Annotated in this window: 18 protein-coding genes; 1 reads left to right on the top strand and 17 read right to left on the bottom strand. The window is 68.8% G+C overall.

Annotation, left to right across the window (positions count from 1 at the left end; all coding sequences use genetic code 11):
- From Q8Q85_00090 to Q8Q85_00035, 12 genes are all read right to left on the bottom strand, one after another.
- On the bottom strand, positions 1–3,640 hold a 3,640-nt coding region (locus Q8Q85_00090; protein ID MDP3772648.1), incomplete at its 3' end, for an NUDIX hydrolase.
- 39 nt (positions 3,641–3,679) lie between these two features.
- Complete coding sequence (locus tag Q8Q85_00085; protein ID MDP3772647.1) at positions 3,680–5,221, bottom strand: hypothetical protein; 1,542 nt, start codon at positions 5,219–5,221, stop codon at positions 3,680–3,682.
- A complete protein-coding gene (locus Q8Q85_00080) occupies positions 5,199–5,867 on the bottom strand; it encodes a hypothetical protein (GenBank protein MDP3772646.1) in 669 nt (222 codons plus the stop codon). Before Q8Q85_00080 ends, Q8Q85_00085 begins: the two co-directional genes overlap by 23 nt.
- Positions 5,864–6,475, bottom strand: coding sequence for a hypothetical protein (locus Q8Q85_00075; protein MDP3772645.1), 612 nt, complete (start codon positions 6,473–6,475; stop codon positions 5,864–5,866). Before Q8Q85_00075 ends, Q8Q85_00080 begins: the two co-directional genes overlap by 4 nt.
- Positions 6,476–6,478: 3 nt before the next feature.
- Positions 6,479–6,958 carry a hypothetical protein gene (locus tag Q8Q85_00070; GenBank protein ID MDP3772644.1) on the bottom strand — a complete coding sequence of 160 codons (480 nt, stop codon included), beginning with the start codon at positions 6,956–6,958 and terminating at the stop codon, positions 6,479–6,481.
- Between the two features lie 4 nt (positions 6,959–6,962).
- Positions 6,963–7,598 (bottom strand): M15 family metallopeptidase, encoded by a 636-nt coding sequence (locus tag Q8Q85_00065; protein ID MDP3772643.1) that lies wholly within the window; start codon positions 7,596–7,598, stop codon positions 6,963–6,965.
- Positions 7,599–7,608: 10 nt separating this feature from the next.
- Positions 7,609–8,004, bottom strand: a complete 396-nt coding sequence (locus Q8Q85_00060) for a hypothetical protein (protein MDP3772642.1) — start codon at positions 8,002–8,004, stop codon at positions 7,609–7,611.
- Complete coding sequence (locus tag Q8Q85_00055; protein ID MDP3772641.1) at positions 8,004–8,555, bottom strand: hypothetical protein; 552 nt, start codon at positions 8,553–8,555, stop codon at positions 8,004–8,006. The genes Q8Q85_00060 and Q8Q85_00055 overlap by 1 nt, the downstream gene beginning before the upstream one ends.
- A gap of 18 nt (positions 8,556–8,573) precedes the next feature.
- Positions 8,574–9,206, bottom strand: a complete 633-nt coding sequence (locus Q8Q85_00050; protein ID MDP3772640.1) for a hypothetical protein — start codon at positions 9,204–9,206, stop codon at positions 8,574–8,576.
- Between the two features lie 250 nt (positions 9,207–9,456).
- Complete coding sequence (locus tag Q8Q85_00045; GenBank protein MDP3772639.1) at positions 9,457–10,164, bottom strand: hypothetical protein; 708 nt, start codon at positions 10,162–10,164, stop codon at positions 9,457–9,459.
- Between the two features lie 82 nt (positions 10,165–10,246).
- Positions 10,247–10,951 (bottom strand): hypothetical protein, encoded by a 705-nt coding sequence (locus Q8Q85_00040; GenBank protein ID MDP3772638.1) that lies wholly within the window; start codon positions 10,949–10,951, stop codon positions 10,247–10,249.
- A gap of 74 nt (positions 10,952–11,025) precedes the next feature.
- On the bottom strand, positions 11,026–12,432 hold the full coding sequence (locus Q8Q85_00035; GenBank protein MDP3772637.1) for a hypothetical protein: 1,407 nt from the start codon (positions 12,430–12,432) through the stop codon (positions 11,026–11,028).
- A 138-nt stretch (positions 12,433–12,570) separates the two neighbouring features.
- On the opposite strand from Q8Q85_00035, the gene Q8Q85_00030 reads away from it, so the two are divergent.
- On the top strand, positions 12,571–12,801 hold the full coding sequence (locus tag Q8Q85_00030) for a hypothetical protein (GenBank protein MDP3772636.1): 231 nt from the start codon (positions 12,571–12,573) through the stop codon (positions 12,799–12,801).
- Positions 12,802–12,823: 22 nt separating this feature from the next.
- On the opposite strand, the gene Q8Q85_00025 is transcribed toward Q8Q85_00030, so the two are convergent.
- From Q8Q85_00025 to Q8Q85_00005, 5 genes are all read right to left on the bottom strand, one after another.
- On the bottom strand, positions 12,824–13,429 hold the full coding sequence (locus tag Q8Q85_00025; protein MDP3772635.1) for a hypothetical protein: 606 nt from the start codon (positions 13,427–13,429) through the stop codon (positions 12,824–12,826).
- Positions 13,429–14,310 (bottom strand): hypothetical protein, encoded by an 882-nt coding sequence (locus Q8Q85_00020; protein ID MDP3772634.1) that lies wholly within the window; start codon positions 14,308–14,310, stop codon positions 13,429–13,431. The genes Q8Q85_00025 and Q8Q85_00020 overlap by 1 nt, the downstream gene beginning before the upstream one ends.
- Entirely contained in the window at positions 14,311–14,811 is a 501-nt protein-coding gene (locus Q8Q85_00015; protein MDP3772633.1) for a hypothetical protein, read from the bottom strand.
- The gene (locus Q8Q85_00010) at positions 14,808–15,830 is read right to left on the bottom strand and encodes a hypothetical protein (GenBank protein MDP3772632.1); all 1,023 of its coding nucleotides are present in this window, start codon (positions 15,828–15,830) and stop codon (positions 14,808–14,810) included. Before Q8Q85_00010 ends, Q8Q85_00015 begins: the two co-directional genes overlap by 4 nt.
- Before the next feature lie 5 nt (positions 15,831–15,835).
- Positions 15,836–16,144: hypothetical protein (locus Q8Q85_00005; GenBank protein MDP3772631.1), on the bottom strand; the 309-nt coding region annotated here is incomplete at its 5' end.

The following is a 16,144-nucleotide window of genomic DNA, read 5'->3' as shown; positions in this document are numbered from 1 at the left end:
CGCGCGTCTCCCGGATCGCCGCGTCCCACAAGGACTCGCCCACGTCAATGCCACCCTTGGGCCAGGTCCACCCGTAGCCGCCGTAGTGCCCGGTCGGCTCGCGGAGGAGCACTTCTCCGAGGTGGTTGATCACCACGCACCCGGCCGACTGCGTGAGCGTCGCGGGCTTCCCAAGGGCCGGCACGACGAGCTTGTCCCACACCTGGCTGCCCACGGTGTTCCCCGGGTCGTTCTCCCCAGTTCCGCCTGCGTGGAGGACCGTGTACGTGCCCGCTGGGATCGAGGTAGGCCCGCCCAGCTTCCCCGGGGAGACCTGGTTCCAACTGCCATTCTCGGCTGGGTCATCCGTCCCGATGAACACGGTCTTCCCGTCCGCGGCCAGGAGGAGCGGGTCGGAGAGGAGATAGTGCGCCTCGGCGGGCCACGTGATCGTGTCCCCCGGCTTCGCGGTGCCGGTCGCGAGCTTCGCTGCTCCCTTCGCCACCTTCACCGCCTGGGCGTGCTTCGCGAGGAACGGTGCGACGAGCTTGTCCCACAGGTGATGCGTGGGAACCTTGCCGGGCGAAGCCGCGTCGTAGTCGTCCAAGCCCCCCGGGTGAATCACGGTGTAGATCCCCGGGGAGAGATCCACGTCGTCGGCACCCGCCATGCCCGGCGTGAGCGGCGTCCACCCGTCCAGGCGGGCCGGGTCATGCAGGCCGATGTACGCCTCGCCGCTTGCCGCGAGCAGCACCGGGTAGTGGCCAAGCCGGTGTGCCTCGGCGGGCCACTCGATCGTATCGCCCGGCGGGGCCTTCGCCGCCGGCTTCGCGTCGAGGGCCTTCGCCCACTGCACGAGTGACCAGGACCGGGTGATCAGCGTCTCTGCGTACTGGAACGCGGTGCCCTTGTCGAAGCCGGCCCAGGTCGCCGCGGACTCGATGGTCTTCGCCGGCACGGTGTCGATCCGCTCGATCATTTCCTTGCCGAGCGCCGGCTCTGCGAGGAAGTGGTCGAACGTCTTGCTCACCGTCGTGTTCTTCGCGAACCACTGCGCGAGCGCAATCGAGGCGTCGTCCCCAAACGAGGGGTAGTCCTGGTTATGCTTGGACTTCGTGGCTCCCGTGCCACGGAACGCGAGGGACGCGCCCACGTCCACGCGGAACAGACGGTACACGTCGTAGCTACCCAGTACCTCCGTGTTGCGGAGCAGGTTGTCCCACGGGGTCGCCGTGCCTTCCCCCGCCACGTCGTAGTTGGCCAGCCAGGCATCCACGGGAAACTGCGTGGCGAGCACGTGCCTCTCGGCCTGGGTCCAAGACGGCGTCTCCGAGATGAGCTTCGCCGGCTGCTCCAGGCCCACTTTCCACGGGGAGTACAGCACCAGCGTCCCGTCCACGGCTACTCCGCGCAGGTCCGGCGCGTACAACCCGGTCGCACGGTAGAGCCGCGCGGCGAGCACCTCGTTCCGCCCGTGATCCAGAGACGGCGCCCACTTTCGGTAGAACGCCTGGCCCGTCACCGGGTCGATGATCTTCCCGCCCTTGTTCGACCCGAGCGCGGGGCCGTGCGCGACGCCGGAGCATCGCGCGTAGAGCGCGTGCACCCCGCCGACTTGCTCCCAGGTTGCATCGACCCCGAGGTCGAAGGGCAGCTTCGTCGCGGGGGGCGCCCCGGGGTCGCCCGCCAGGGCTGCGCTCTTGTCCATGTAGCCGTGGACAATCTTGCCCATCACCTCCGCGGAGAGGTTCGCCCCGGTGCCAACGTAGACAAGGATCCAACCCGCCATCTGCTCGGTGCTGTGCGAGCCCGTGCTGTCGACATGGTAGGGGACGAACCCGTAGCCCTTCGCACCCGTGGCCGGGTCTTGCCCGTACGAGCTTCCCTGGGCCCAGGTTCCATCCACGAGCTTCATGTCCCCGTCGTCGACATCCACCGACCAAGTACCGGCGCGGAGGACCGACCCGGCCGGCAGGGCTTTCACTTGCGCGAAGGTGACCTTGCTCCCCACGGCGGGGTGGGCCACAGCCGGCGCGGCAGGTGCAGGCACGGAGGTCGGCATCGCTCCCGGCCAGGACTTGGCCAGTTGCTTCACGCGGAGGAGCGCGTCCGCCGGGTACGTCCCGTCGCCGATGTACTGGACCTGGTTGTTCCCGTCGAGGCTGAACGCCCCGAGCTCGATGTCGTCCGCTACCATCCACGCACTGCCGACCTGCTCCCACGCGGACCACGATGTCGCGTCGAACTTGACGTACGCAAACTTCGGCACAGGCGTGGGATACGCGAGCACCGAGCCGATCGGCAAGGCGTCGATTTCCTTGCGCACCGTGATCGTCGTACCGACGGGCGGGATCACGAGCGCGGGCGCGACCTTGGCCGGGGCCTCGCCCCCCACGAGGAACTCGTGGATCTCCTCGGCCGTGCGTACCTTTCCCGTGCCGCCCAGGACAACGATCCAGGGGAACATGGTGAACGCACCACTGAGTGTCGTGCTCCCGGTGAACTTCCAGGTACCCTGGTCGACCTCTCCGTACGTCCACGCTGCGGGGCTCATCTTGGCGTACACGGCATGCTTGGCCGCGTTCCACGCGGGCCAGCGAATCAGCGTGCCCACGGGGAGCGCCTCGATCTCGGCGAGGAACTGCACCTCGGCGCCTGCCTTGAGCGTCGCTGCCACCTTCCCCGGCAGCGTCTTCGCATGCGCGTCGATGTTGGCGTTGATCGCGGTGGCACCGGGAAAGACATTCCCCGGCGGGATCAGCACGCGGAGCGCGGTGTCCTTGGCGAAGACCAGCTTGGCGTGAACCGGGTCCTCCGTGTCCGCCCCGGGCGCCCATGTATACCAGGCCTGCATGTTCCCGTCCAGGTAGGCGTACTTTCCCGCGTGCCTCCCCGTCTCCACGTAGACGAGCGCCCGGCGCGGCCCGTGTGCCGCCATGTCGTTCGCCACCGCGCCGTCGATCGTGCTCCCAGCGGAGAACAGCACCGAGGCCGGTGCAGCCGGTGCTGGCGTTGCCGCCGGTACCGCCTCCGCGGGCTTCGCCAGGTTGAGCTTCTCGCGGATGAAGTCCGTCCAGGCACCGTAGATCACGCCCTTGCCCAGGGCAACGATCGTGGCCGCGGCGCCCGTCTTCACCAGGTCGTACGGGGTCATCGACCCGGCGCCCGCGAGATCCTCGCCCACGAGATCGTACATCGCCCAGGTTTCACCCGTACGCAGCGCAACCTTGCTCGGCTGGTGGATCCCGCGCAGGATCGTCCCGGTGGGCAGCGTCGTAAACTGCTTCTCCGTCTTCACGGTGGAACCGACCTTGAGCGGGGGGTTTTCCCGCGTGGGCGTGGCCTCTTGCGCACGCGTCCCCGCGACCGTGAAGCTGCCGTCCCGCGTCGTCACGACCAGCTCGTTGACCGGCTCACCCTTTTGCCAGGGCCGCATCGTGTAGAGCGCGGGCTCCACGTCGCGGCCGGTCACCAGGGCCAGCGTCCCGAGCGGGGTGAACGCGAACACGTAGACCCGGGTGAGCCCCGCCGTCGTCTTCACCTGGACCACGGAGGGCCCGGTCTTGTGTCCCAGCGTCGCGAGCGCGCGCACGACCACCGCCTTCTCCGCCAGCTCCCCGCCCGCGGAGGCGACGAGCGTGCGCAGCGTCGCGAGGGTCATTTTACGATCCTACCTCGTCGTGGTGGGGAACGCCGCTGCCTACTTCGCGCGGCGCTTGCCCGCGCGGACCTGGCTCCGCACCTTGCCGATCTTGTCCCACGTCTTGAGCATGCCGCGGACACCTTTGCCCTTGGTATAGCGTTCCGGGTCGCGCACCTTGGTCGAGTGGCGCTTCCGCTTCGCCTTGGGGTTCTGGAGCAGGGAGAGCGCAGAGCTGCCTCCGCGCGACTTGCCGACGGTGGTGTCGATGAACTTCTTGGCCTGGTCCAGCTCGCGGAAGGGCTCGCCGAAGGCTTCCACGACCCAGGCGCCCCCGCAGGAGCGGATCAGCATGCCCCGGTAGGTCACCCGGCGGGCCCGGGGGTTCGCGCGGGGGCGGCCCCGGTTCGCCTTCACCTTCGTCCAGCGGTCTTCCTGCTTGGCTGCCGCGGCACGCTGGTTCGCGCTGTCCGTGCGGAGACGGTCTTCCCCGCTCTCGACTCCCGCGTAGCTGCGCGACGGGGCTCCCTTGATCGAGTAGATGCCGAGCTTCTGCGCCGTCTCGTGCGCGAGGGACGCATCCGGGGTCGAGTACGTCAACATCCCCATGGCCGGGCTGGACAGCCCCCGCTCCGGCTGCCACCCGGGAAGGGACTTGCCCTTCTTCATCTTCTTCACGTCGAGCAAGAGCAAGTACCGCTTGCGAGGCGCGTCGAAATACATCTGCGTCCCGACGAACGGGCGCGGGTTCGCCACCTTGCGCGTGGCCTTCTTCTTCGCACTCTTGCGCGGCTTCGCGGTCGCAGCGCGGCTGGTCGACCGGGCCTTCTTCGCGACGCGCTTCGTGACCGTTCCGAGCTTCGCCGCGTAGGCCATGGCGTTCTTCTCCGTGAAAAACATCTTCCCACCTGGCTCCACGGTGAACGCGTGGTCCCCGTGCTTCACGACCCGGTGCCCCTTCGCCACGCGCTCGTTCGCGAGCGTCGCCTCGTACGCCTGGCGGCGCACCTCGGCGTGGGGCGCCTGGAGCTTCGCGCGGGACCGTTGGATGCCCTTGAGGGTCGCCTGCTGCGTCCCGGGCACGAGGTAGCCGTGCTTCTGCAACTGCCTCGTCGCGATTGCCCACGCCTTCGAGGTCGTGGTCGCGTTGTCCGGGGCGCCCCGCTGCACCAGGCTCTCCCGGACACCCATCATCACCCGCCGGAGCTGTTCCCGGTGCGGGTCCATGATGTCGCCCTTCGCCGGGTTGGCCCTGGGGGGGTTGGCCTGCACCTTGACGAGCAGCGACCCGCTCACCACGTTCTGCCCGCCCTGGTCCCAGGTGACCGTGTACTGGTCCGGCACGTGCGTAGCCTGGACGGTGCCGGTCATGGCCGCCCATTCCTTGCGAGCGACCCGCTGGCCGACCGCGAGGTGGTGGTTTTGCCGGTACGGGAGCACGGTGCCCGGGTTGGACCGCGCCGCTTGGAGCCCCTGCGCCGGCCGGCGCTGCACCGGCTCCTGGCCGAAACGCACGTCCACCATGCCCTGCGGGCGCAGGGCTACGACGGTACCGATCCGTCCTGCCTCGGAGACGACGCTACCGACGGCGAGTCGTGCCACGACGGGCCCTCGTCGCGGTCGCGGCCTTCCGCTTCCGCGGGTTGCGCTTCACGTGCGCCTGGATGTTGTCGACCCTGCGGAACCGCACCGCGCCGCCCACGTACCGCTTGGCCGCGGCCTTGGCCGCCGCCTCGGAGGTGTGCCAAGAGGCCGCGCCGCCCCCGGGGACGATCCAGGCCCACGCCTTTTTGCGCAGCCGCGCCGCGGTGGCGCTTCGCCCGTAGGTCACGACATGAGCCCGGGTGGCGCGGCTCGATCCCTTGTTCCGGCGCACCGGGGCCTTCTTCTTCTTCCCGCGGTTGAGCCGGACAGAGTAGCCCTCGCCACGGGCCTGCTGGTACATCCCCCGGGACAAGACCGCCCAGGCATCCTTGAACCCGGCCACGTAGGCGCGTGCACGCTCCGTGCGGGGCGTAGACGGGACCTTCGCCAGGCGCTTGGCCACCGCGTCCGAGCGCGCCCCGTCCTGGGCCGCGTCCTTCGCCGCCTCGTACCCCTTGAGGTAGTCATCGAAGTGCGGGTGGCTCGGCGAGCCGTACGCCACCTTGCGCGCGGTCGCGCGCTTCGCCGGCTTGCGCGCGGCTGCACGCGTCGCCGGCTTGCGCCTCGTCGCGCGGGACACCGTCTTGTTGCGGCGGTAGGTCACGGGGTCACTCCGGGAGATGAGGGGCGGGCGCGAGCCCGGGCGATCAGCACGGCCAACGCTATCACCAGGGTTACTCCGCCGGTGACCCACCACAAGCTGAACGGGGCAGATCGAGTGCTACCCGCGGGCACTGGCGCCCGGGTCGGCACAGCTTCCACCCCCAGCGGGAACAGGCGCCAGGCGAGAGCGGCGCGGTGCATCTCGGCCAACGCCGTGTTCGCGGGGCGCTCGATGTCCGTGGAGAAGACGGCCGCCAGCTTCGCCACCGCGGCAGGATGTCCACCGGAGAGCAACGCGAGTTCACGGAGCCGGCGACCGTAGCTCCCCTGTACCACGCCAAGGATACGCCGGGTATTCGTGACGGGATCTGCCCGCTGTGCCGCGGTCATCCCCGCCCCCGCGCCCTTCTCGTGTAGCTGAAACAGACCGATTGAACGCGCTTTATCCCCCGACGCCGCGGGGTTGAGCCCACTCTCTGCGTACGCGTTGACGATCGCCGCAGCGATCACACCAGGCGGGTACTTCGCGGCGACGAACTCGCGCTCGATCACACGCGCCGCCGCGAGCTGGCCTGCCGAGAGGCCGACCGCCCGGTCCGCGACGCCCACGGCTCAGCGCCGGCCGAAGAACAGGCCAGTGAGCAGCCCACCCACGAAGAGCACCATGGGTCGCTTGTAGAACGGGGGCCCCATGTTCGCGTCGTACTCGGTGTCGAAGGTGTCCACGTCCAGCTTCACGTCGGTGAGGCTCGTCACGGACGCGTTCACCGTGTCGCCGAGCGAGAAGACGTTTTGCCACCGCTGTTGCGCCCGCTGCGTGCCACGCTGCAACGCTTCACGGCTGTCCTGCCGGTTGTCCTGCCGATCCTGCCAGTTGTCCTGCCGGTCATCCCGGCGGTCACTTCGCTTGTCCTGCCGGTCCCCGCGCCGATCTTTGCGGGTGTCCCGCCGCTCCGCGCGGATCTTGCGCCGGAGCGCGTGCGCCACCTTCCTGTGTTTCGCACGCTCACGCGAGAAAAGCGGGGCGGCCCACATTTGGCGCACGTGACGCTGGTAGGCGCTGCGCAGGGCTTCGATCGAGTCTCCGTACATGAGCTTACTCCGAGGGCGGTGTGCCGGTCTTGGTGGGGGGCGCTGCCAGCATAATCACACGCTTGCGCCGGTTGACAAGGACCAGGGTCACAAGGATGGCCCCGGCGATAGCACTCCCCCACAGCCATACCTGGAGACCCGTGGTCGCGGCGCTCCCGACCACGGCGGACGCGACGGCGCGCACGCGGGACGAGGCAACCTCGAAGTGCATCTCGTCCTTGCGGTGCACGTAATCTCCGCCCCAGCGAAGCCCGAGACTCGCCGCCTTCGCGCTGATCGCGGCCCGCTTGAACAAGGACACCGTTCCCGACGCGCCGAGCGGATGCCGGCTCGCGTTGATATCCACCGCGGTCCCGGACCCGTGGTTGCTGATGATGCCCTTGCCCTCGTACCCGCGGATCTCCCGGTAGTTGTACGAGCCGAGTTCGGTGACAGGCTCGATATTCGCGTCCCACCAGCGGACGATCTCTTCGAGCGCCGCGGCCGCCTTGCGCGCGACCTGGATCTTCTTCGCGCCCGACCGCAGCGCGACGAACACCGTTACGATGTCGATCGCACTCGCGAGGGGGCTTGCGGGCCAGCCATTCGAGGACGTGCCCGAAACGGAAGCGGCCGCGCCGTAGCTGTCGGGGAGGAACACGAGAGACCCACTACTGAGTACCGCCATACGCAACCTCGACCGTCTGCGCCGCGCTCCCTGCGACGCGCGTGAGGGCGAGCCGGACGAGCTTGGCCGCGACGACGTAGTTGAGAAGGACCGGCACGTTGAACGGCAACGGGCCCGCGATGGGCAAGTTGAGGAACTCCGGGACCACCACGCCCGCGACCACGGTGTCGGACACGGAAAACTGCGGGATGACCGCGATGCCCACGCCCGCGGCCGGCGTGGTGTGGCGGAGCCAGAACCACAGCCGGGGCAGGTTGCCAACCGCGACCGGGCGCGTCGCGAACGCCGCGTCCGCGGTGAGCGACACTGTGAGGCGGATCACGCTCCGCGCCGAGGCGATGGTGATCGCCCCGGTAGCGGGGACCGAGGTGACGGGCATTAGTAGTAAGCTCCCGACAGGGTGAACACCGGGTCCGCGATGTCCTCGGTCTTGTCGAAGGTGATCTGCACCCGCCAGTACCGAATCGGGTACCCGTCCCCGGGCGGGTACACCGGCACGACCGCCGCGTTGTACTGCCCCGCCTGGACGAAATCGCTCGTCACGTCGACCTGGGGCGTGATGCTCGTCACGAGCTGGGAGTCGTAAATGTGCCCGAACTCTTGCATCCGCACGCGGAGCGCCTGCGTCGCGGTATTCAGGCCGCCGTTCGTGATGTTGAGCCCCTCGACCATGATCCAGAGGTGGCCCCCGCTGCCGCGCCCGCCCGCGCGCCACACCGGGGTCCCCCGCGAGAGACGGCCGTCCTTGGCCCGGAGATCCGGGCGCAAGTCGAACAGGGGCGTCCCCCACACCGCGGTGCGGAACGAGGCCACCTCTGCGCCCGCCCCGGGTGTCCAGCCGAGCGGCATCCGGTCGCCGATCCAGCACGGAGAATCGGTCTTCTCCAGCAGGTCCCGGTCGAACGGGGGTACCGGCCTGTCAAAGTACACGGTCGAACCTCCTGTCGATCAGCGGCCGGAGAAGTTCCGGGCCCCTCGCATTTCGAGGCAGATCAGGGTGATGTCGCAGCGGAGGTTCGTGCGGAGCGGGGTGATGCCGAGGACCACGGAGGCCCCCTGGTCGATCGTCCAGCCCGTGCCGCCGATTTCCCCCGGGCGCTCCATGGACCCGAGCACTTCCGAGCCGAGACGGGCCGCGGTGTGCAGCCGGTCGCCGTTGGTGTACTCCAGCCGGAACAGCACGAAGTCGCGGCGATCGTGTCCGACCGGGAAGCCTGCGCCCGCGGTGTCCATGACCGCGCCGGTGAACCCGATGAGCCGGCACGGGATGTCGAACTGGACGGTGCGGATCGCCTCTGTGTTCACCACGTAGTCCGCGTCCGTGCCGATGATCCCGCCGCTGTAGAACCGGGTCTGGTACCCGACGTTGGGGTCCGTCGAGTAGAACGGCGCCGTGGGGTAGAAGGGATACCTCACCCAGGGGATCTGGCCTTGTCCACCCATCTCGTGTGCCCTCGGCATCTGCACCACGGCCGGGCGCGGGCTCCCCGGATCGGCCCCGTACGGGAACGCTCCCGGCCCCCCGCTCCCGGGGTATGCCTGGGAAGGGACGCCGTAGCCGGGGTAACGAGGGTCGTGCATGGGGACTCCGCGCGGTACGCCTTCACCGTAGGGCGTGCGGGGGCGGCTGGGAAGCCAGCACCCCTAAATCGAGTGCTACGGGTCCCAGCGGGCGTGCTTGCGCCCGGGCCCGCTGCGCCCCCAGTTTTCCCAGGTCATCCCTGGCAAAATAGGAGAACGCCACGCAACTCTGTGACGAAAACGACGAGAGGGCCCCGGCGGCGGGACCCTCTCTGCTGGTGAAAACCGGCGCTTGGCCGGTAGCCCGGCGCTACCCGATCTCGATGACGTTCTTGTAGTAGCCCAGGAGGATGACCTTCTCGACGATCGAGTTGGTGACCACGTCCTCCGCGCGGGACCCGTACCGGAGGACGATCGCGAAGGTGCTGTTGCCCGGGAGCGCGACGGGGTGCTTGCGATAGAGCCACATGGCTCCGTTGCCGTTGTTGTGGTGGCCGAACGTGGTGAGCGCGCCGCCCGCGGTGGTCGTCGCAGCCAGGGAGCCGTACACGCCGCCGCCCGAGCCGACGAGGTGCATCGGGGCGATGTCGACCTGGGTCTGCGTGAAGTCCCACGAGAGCACGCCGTTGTTCAGCACGTTGACGAGGTTGCCCATGTCCGCCGCGGTGTTGATCGGCACGTCGAGGTCGACACCCGCGGCATCCGCGACGCCGTCGGCCTGGATGTGCTGGACCGCGAGGCCGAACACGTCGTAGGCCACGCCGGAGGGAACGCGCCCGCCTTCCTTGAGGTTGGTCTCCGCGATGGACATGGCCCGCGTGAAGCCCTGGCCGACCTGCCCGAGAGGCGTGGTGAACAGGCGGAAGGTGCCGTTCGCGATGACCGCGCCGCCGATGTGCATCTGCGCGGACCAGATCGTCTGCTCACCGTAGCGGAACAGGTTCTTCGGCTGCTCCAGCGGAACAGTCATTCCCGCGTCGGGCGGGAGGAGGGGGACACCGGGGACGCCGTAATACATGGGGCACTCCGTAGATTGCGTGGAAGGACTGGGCCTGGGGGGAAGGGGTGGCGCCCCTCGCGGGGCGCCCGGGTTGGATCGGCTACCCGATCTCGATGACGTTCTTGTAGTACCCGAGCAGCGTCACCTTGATGACGATCGAGTTCGTCGTGATGTCCTCGGTGCGGGACCCGTACCGGAGGACGATCGCGAAGGTCGAGTTGCCGGGCAGGGCCACCGGGTGCTTGCGGTACAACCAGATGGAACCGTTGCCGTTGTTGGCATTCCCGTTCGTGCTGTTCGCATCGTCCTGGGCCGCGATGCACCCGTAGGCGCCGCCGCCTGCGCCGATGAGCACGATGGGCGCGATGTCGACCTGGGTCTGCGTGAAGTCCCAGCTCAGGACGCCGTTGTTGACGACGTTCACGAGGTTGTTCATGTCGATCGCCGCGTTGACCGGCACGTCGAGGTCATCGCCGGCCGCGTCGGCGGTGCCGTCGGACTGGATGATGTTGCACGCGAGGCCGAACACGTCGTACGCGACGCCGCTCGGGACACGCCCGCCTTCCTTCAGGTTCGTCTCTGCGATGCTGAGCGCCGCGACGAAGCCCTGGCCGACCTGGCCCAGCGGAGTCGTGAAGAGCCGCGACGTGGTGTTCGCGATGACGGCCGCGCCGATGTGCAACTGGCTCGACCAGATGGCCTGCTCTCCGTACCGGAACAGGTTCTTGGGCTGCTCCAGGGGGAACTCGCGGCCCGTATCCGGGGGGAGGAGGGGGACGCCGGGGACACCATAGTTGCCGTACATGGGAGACTCCGCTGTGAAGAAGTTGGACTGGGCCTGGGGGGAAGAGACGGGGCGTTATTCACGCCCCTGGGGGATCAGAAGCCGTTCCCGGCGTACATGAGCGCGCCGTAGCCGGACATCTCGGCCGCGTTGGCCGGGGACGCGGCCGCCACGATCGCGCCGTCCTGGCCCTTGATGAGCTGGGGCAGGCTGGCGACCGCCTGCTCGCGGAGGGCCTTGATGGTTGCCGTCCGCTGCTTGGGCGGCAGGGCCACGATCTTCTGGAAGTTGGAGAACCCGACGAGCTTGATGATCCAGCCCCACTTGTGCCCGGGCTTGCCCGCGTGCTTCGAGGTCAACCGCTTCGGCCCGGACGCGCGCTTCGCGGGCGCGCCGAACGTGCCGAACCAGGCCTGGACGCCGCTGAGCGCCGCGTCTCCCTCGATCGCGTCGAGGTCGGAGCCGGAGTAGTAGGCATCCGCCATCTCGGCGTCGCCGTAGGCCGCGGAGATCGCGCCGAGTTCCACGCCCGCGATCTCATAGGCTCCGCCGTCCCCGAACCCGTCCACCGAGAGACCGTCGAAGTCGCCGTCGAAGTCGCCGTCGAAATCGCCGTCGAAGTCACCGGAGAGGAAGCCCTGCTTCTTCGCGAAGTTCGTGAGGTCCGCGAGGACGCCCGCGAGCACGGAAGCCGAGGCCACGAGGTTGAGGATCCCGGCGACCTTCGCGGGGACGAACCGCCCTGCGAGGCCCGCCACCAGGCCGACCGTGAGGCCCGTGACCGAGCCCGAGAAGGGCGCGAGCATGGCCGGCATGTACTTCGCCACCCGGGGTGCGATGAACTTGCCGTTCACGTAGGCACCGCCGAGCGCGAGGAGCGCGACGGGGAGTGCCGTGGCGAGGGGCTTCGTGATCGCGAACTTGTCGAGGAGCGCCGTCACCTGCGACACGCCGGGGATCACAGCGAGTGCCGTGCCCGGGTTGCGCCTGTACGAGCGGCTCTTCCTGTGCCCGCGGTTCGTGCGGAGGGATGCGCGGGACACGACGCCGAGCGAGGTCCCGTAGTGCTTGCGGGTCTTGCCGAGCTTGCGCGCCCCGGACCTGCGGCGGTTCGCCGCGAGCATCTTTGCCGTCGCGGCCTGCTGCGCTGCGCTGCGCGCCTTCCTGCGCGGGTTGGCCTTGATCGCCGTCGCCCGGCCGAACGCGCTGTGGCGCTTCGACCGCTTCGCGCCGAACGCCGCCTGTCCCGCGCCGCCGCCCTTCACGTAGGTCTTCCAGGCCGACCGGCGCGTCTTGGCTGCCGCCGCGGAGACCTTCCGACCGCCGTGCGACTTGTACCAGGCCTTCTTCACCTGGCGCATCTTCGACGACATGCGGTTCGTACGCAGGGAGAGCCCGTTGCGACGCTTCGACACCTTCCGGCGCCGCGGGTTGCGAACGAAGATCGCGCCCGTGAGGGGCATCGGGTTGCGCTTGGTACGACGGTACATACGACGGGCCACGTGGACCTCCGATCAGGGGAAGCGATGTGAACAGGCCCACCTTTCCACCGGCGAAGCCTGGGGGCAAGCCAGGCAGGGGAAACGGGTTGCTACGCAGAGTGCTACCGTGGTACGTGTCCCCTGTTCTCGGAGTCTCCTGTGACCCTCCCCCGCAAGGACACGCACCACCTGTTCCGGCTCTGGTTGCACAAGTCCACCTGGGAAAAGCTGCGCATCATCGCGCACGCGGAAACCGATCGCCGGCGCGAGTACATCAGCGCGTCCGACCTCGCGCGCGTAGCCCTGAAGGACTGGATCGAAGGCTACGTCAGCGCGGAGCGGCTCGGCGCGATGCGGCCCCCGGCCGGTGACGAGGCGGAACAGCGGTAGCTACCGTGGCGTTGAACGCCGACTACTGTGTGATGCCAGGCGACGGGCAGGTGTAGGAACCGCCCGCGATCCAAAAGCGCCCACGGCTGTCCACGGCGAGCGCGGGGGGCAGCCCCCCCTCCTCGCCCATGGTGTGCACGTAGATCGAGGGGCCATCCCCCTTCTTGGAGGTCGCGTAGAGGACTTTTGACAGGATGCCGATCGGCCTCACCTTCACCGGGGGGTAATCGTCCGTGGCCTGTCGGCCCCCGACCGCGGCGGCCAGGTCCCCGAGATCCCAGGTTGCCATGTCACTTCCCGTCCAGAAGCGCGCCCTGCTCTCCGCGCGTACCGCGGGCGAGGAGCAAATGTAGAGCCGCTGGGCCGGGTGATCGAGGTCGAAGCACAGGTGGGACTGCTGCGCTTCCTTCTCGGCGAGCGCGATGGACGTGCTGCGCCGTTGCCCGGGCATGCGCACGCGCAGCTCGACCAGGCGTCCGCACTCGACCAGGTGGTCCGGGTAGTCCGGGTCCGGCCACTCGAACATGCGCGTCGCGGGCAGGCCCCAGTGCCAGTCGGAGAACGCCGCCTTGCCCCGCTCCAGCGGGATCACCGTCCCGCCCTTGTTCCCCCGGGCCAGCATCGTCATCAACGGTTCCTCCGACGCGGGTTTTTCACCAGGCTGCGCAGCCCGATCACGGTTGCAATCGTGCGCCCTTGGGGCCCCGCAGCACTGATCGCCGCGAGCAACTCCGGGCGCTTGGCCAGCCAGTCAATCGCCACCTGCCCCGTCGCCGCGTCGTACACGCGCTTCCCGTGGCGGCGGACGATCGTCGTTGCGTCCTGGAACACCCCGTTCCGCCGCGGGTTGGCCTTCACCGGGGGCGCCATGACCACGGTGGTCTTGCCCCCGCCGCGGAACGCCAGGACCAGGAGGAGCAGGGCGAGCGCGCCGCCGGCCACGTAGACCTTGACCTTGTTCTCTGCCCACCACAGGTCCGGGCGCGGGATGTCCGGGACCAGGTTCTTCACGTCGGCGACGGTCTTCTCCGTGGTGCGCGCAATCACGTGCTTGTCCGCCTCGATCTTGCGCGCGGACTGGATCGCACCCGGGGTCGCAATCTCGCCGAGCGCGGCGAGGATTGCTTTCACCGAGGCGCTGGACACCTGGGACCCAGCACTGCTGCGCAGAGCCAGCGCCCCGTCCCGGAGGATCTCGGCCATGCCGCTCGTGAAGAATCCTGTCCCCGGGAGCGCGCCCTTGATCGTGTAGCCATGCGCCTTGGCGGCGAGGGTACGGCTGCGTAGTACCCGGGCTGCGCGGGCGAGCCAGTAGGCCACCTTGAAGTACGCCTGCTCGTCCGTCGTCGGCGACTGGAACATCATCGAGGAGATGGTCTCGGCGTTGTAGCTGGAAAGCCAGCTCCCCCCGTACGCCTGGGCGATCTCCGCCGCGGCAGCCCGCTGGATCGCTCCAGTGTGCTTGCTCCGCGCGAGGTAGTCGAGGGGGTCCCAGCCGTACGGGGTCATCTACTTCTTCTTGCTGCCGAGGAGGAGGATTGCACCGAGGACGACCACCCCGCCCAGGACCGCGGCGGGGAGGAACCAGCCTTGCTTGTAGAACGGCTCTTCTCCCCCGGTCAAGGCCGTGGGATCCGCAGAGGGCACCATGGAAGCCGGGAGAACAGGCACGAGCGCGGAGGTCATCGCCTTGGCCCCGGTCGCGACCTTCTGCTGCCAGCCCTCGTACTTCACCGCGTAGTCGTAGGCCATCTTGCGGACCCGCGCCGCCATCTGAGGTGCACCCGCTGCCAGGTAATCCGCCGTGGCCTTGAAGATTTGCGGGATCGTCAGCTTCGCGTACATCGTGTAGACCCGTTTCACGCGCAGCCCGTACTCCATCGCGAGCTGGGACTTGCCCGCGGCCTTCGCCTCCTGGGAGCCCAGCGAGAACGCCCACGAAGCCATGTCGAGCGCGTCGCGCTGCTGGTGAACCCCGGCGGAAACCGCCCACCCAAGTGCCGTCATCATGCTGCACCTCGTCGTGACAAGTAGACCAGGATCCCCACGACGGCCACTCCGCCGAGCGCCCAGGGGATCCACGGAAGAGACGCCGGCCCCCCGGGCGCGGGGGAAGGAACCGAAGCCCCGCCGCCGCGCGGAGCCGGCATGTTACCTCGCGGCGCCGAGCCGCCCGGTTGCCTGGGGGCTCCCGGTTGCGCGGGATCGCGCGGCATGCACTTCGCATCGCCGCGGCAGGCCGCGATGCCTTCCTGGGCGAACTTGGTCATCATCACCAGGGTATTCGTCGCGACCACCGAGGTTATCCCGGTCTTGACCGCGACCGCGGCACTGATCGCCCACCCGACGAGGGGGATGGCCATTACAACCGAGCCGGCCGTGCTTTCGATCTTGCCCGCGGTCTTCACATCCGTGAGCATGTACATGCCGCGGAAGCCCCACGCCGCCTTGCTGAGCGACTTCCCGTGCTTTGCGACCTCTTTTTGGATCAGCTTGTACGCCTTGTCCAGCGTACCTTTCTTCCCCAGGGCCGTCTTGAGAAGCAGCTTCTCGTTCGCTGACAGGTTGATCCACCCGGACGTGATGCCGTCCGCGGAAGTGCGCCCGGCCCAGGGCTGGGCCCCGATCACCTGGAGTGCCTTGATTCCACCCCGGATGGAGGCCCGCTTTTCCCACTCGGGAAGTCCCATGCTGACCGGCCGCGCTCCCTGCATGACAGCAAGGAGCCCCTCTGCTGCGCCCAGTAGCCCAGCGGGGCTGAGCTTCCGCTTGTTGAACGGGAGCAGCCACATCTTCTCGGGCGGGTAGCCGGGCGCAAACGTGCCGATGCCCTTGCCCGCCTTGCAAGCCTTGTACTCTTTGCCACGCGCCAACCACGCTTTGTGCGCGTCCGCGCGTGCTTTCGTGAGAATGGTCTTCGTCCAGGTGTAATCCCGCGCCTTCTTGTACGCTGCCTTTTGCTTGGCGCACGGGTCCGACGCGCCCCACGGGACGAAGCCCAGGCCGCTCGACGGGATGAAGACAGCCACGGGCGCTACCTCCCCGGGGGCGGGTAGTACGGAGCCGGCGGCGGGCCGTAGCTGGGCGCGGCACCCTTGCCGCCCTTGCGCGTGGCGAGCACCCCGATCACCGCGAGCAGGGCGATTCCGCCCGCGATGTAGCCCCAGGTGGGGATGCCCTTGCCCGCGGTGAGCCCGGTACCGGTGTCGCCGCCCTCGTCCGTATCCAGCTTCCCGCCGGCTGCCTTCTTCGCCACCTTCATCGCCGCGGCCCAGGTCGGAGGAACGGCTCCACCTTCCTCGTCTCCACCGCCCTCGTCTTTGCCGCCCTCGTCGTCGCCGCC

It is taken from the genome of Gemmatimonadales bacterium (genome assembly GCA_030697825.1).
Taxonomy (GTDB): domain Bacteria; phylum Gemmatimonadota; class Gemmatimonadetes; order Gemmatimonadales; family JACORV01; genus JACORV01.
Note: the sequence above shows the minus strand (reverse complement) of the source record. Positions and strands in the feature narration are given on the sequence as shown.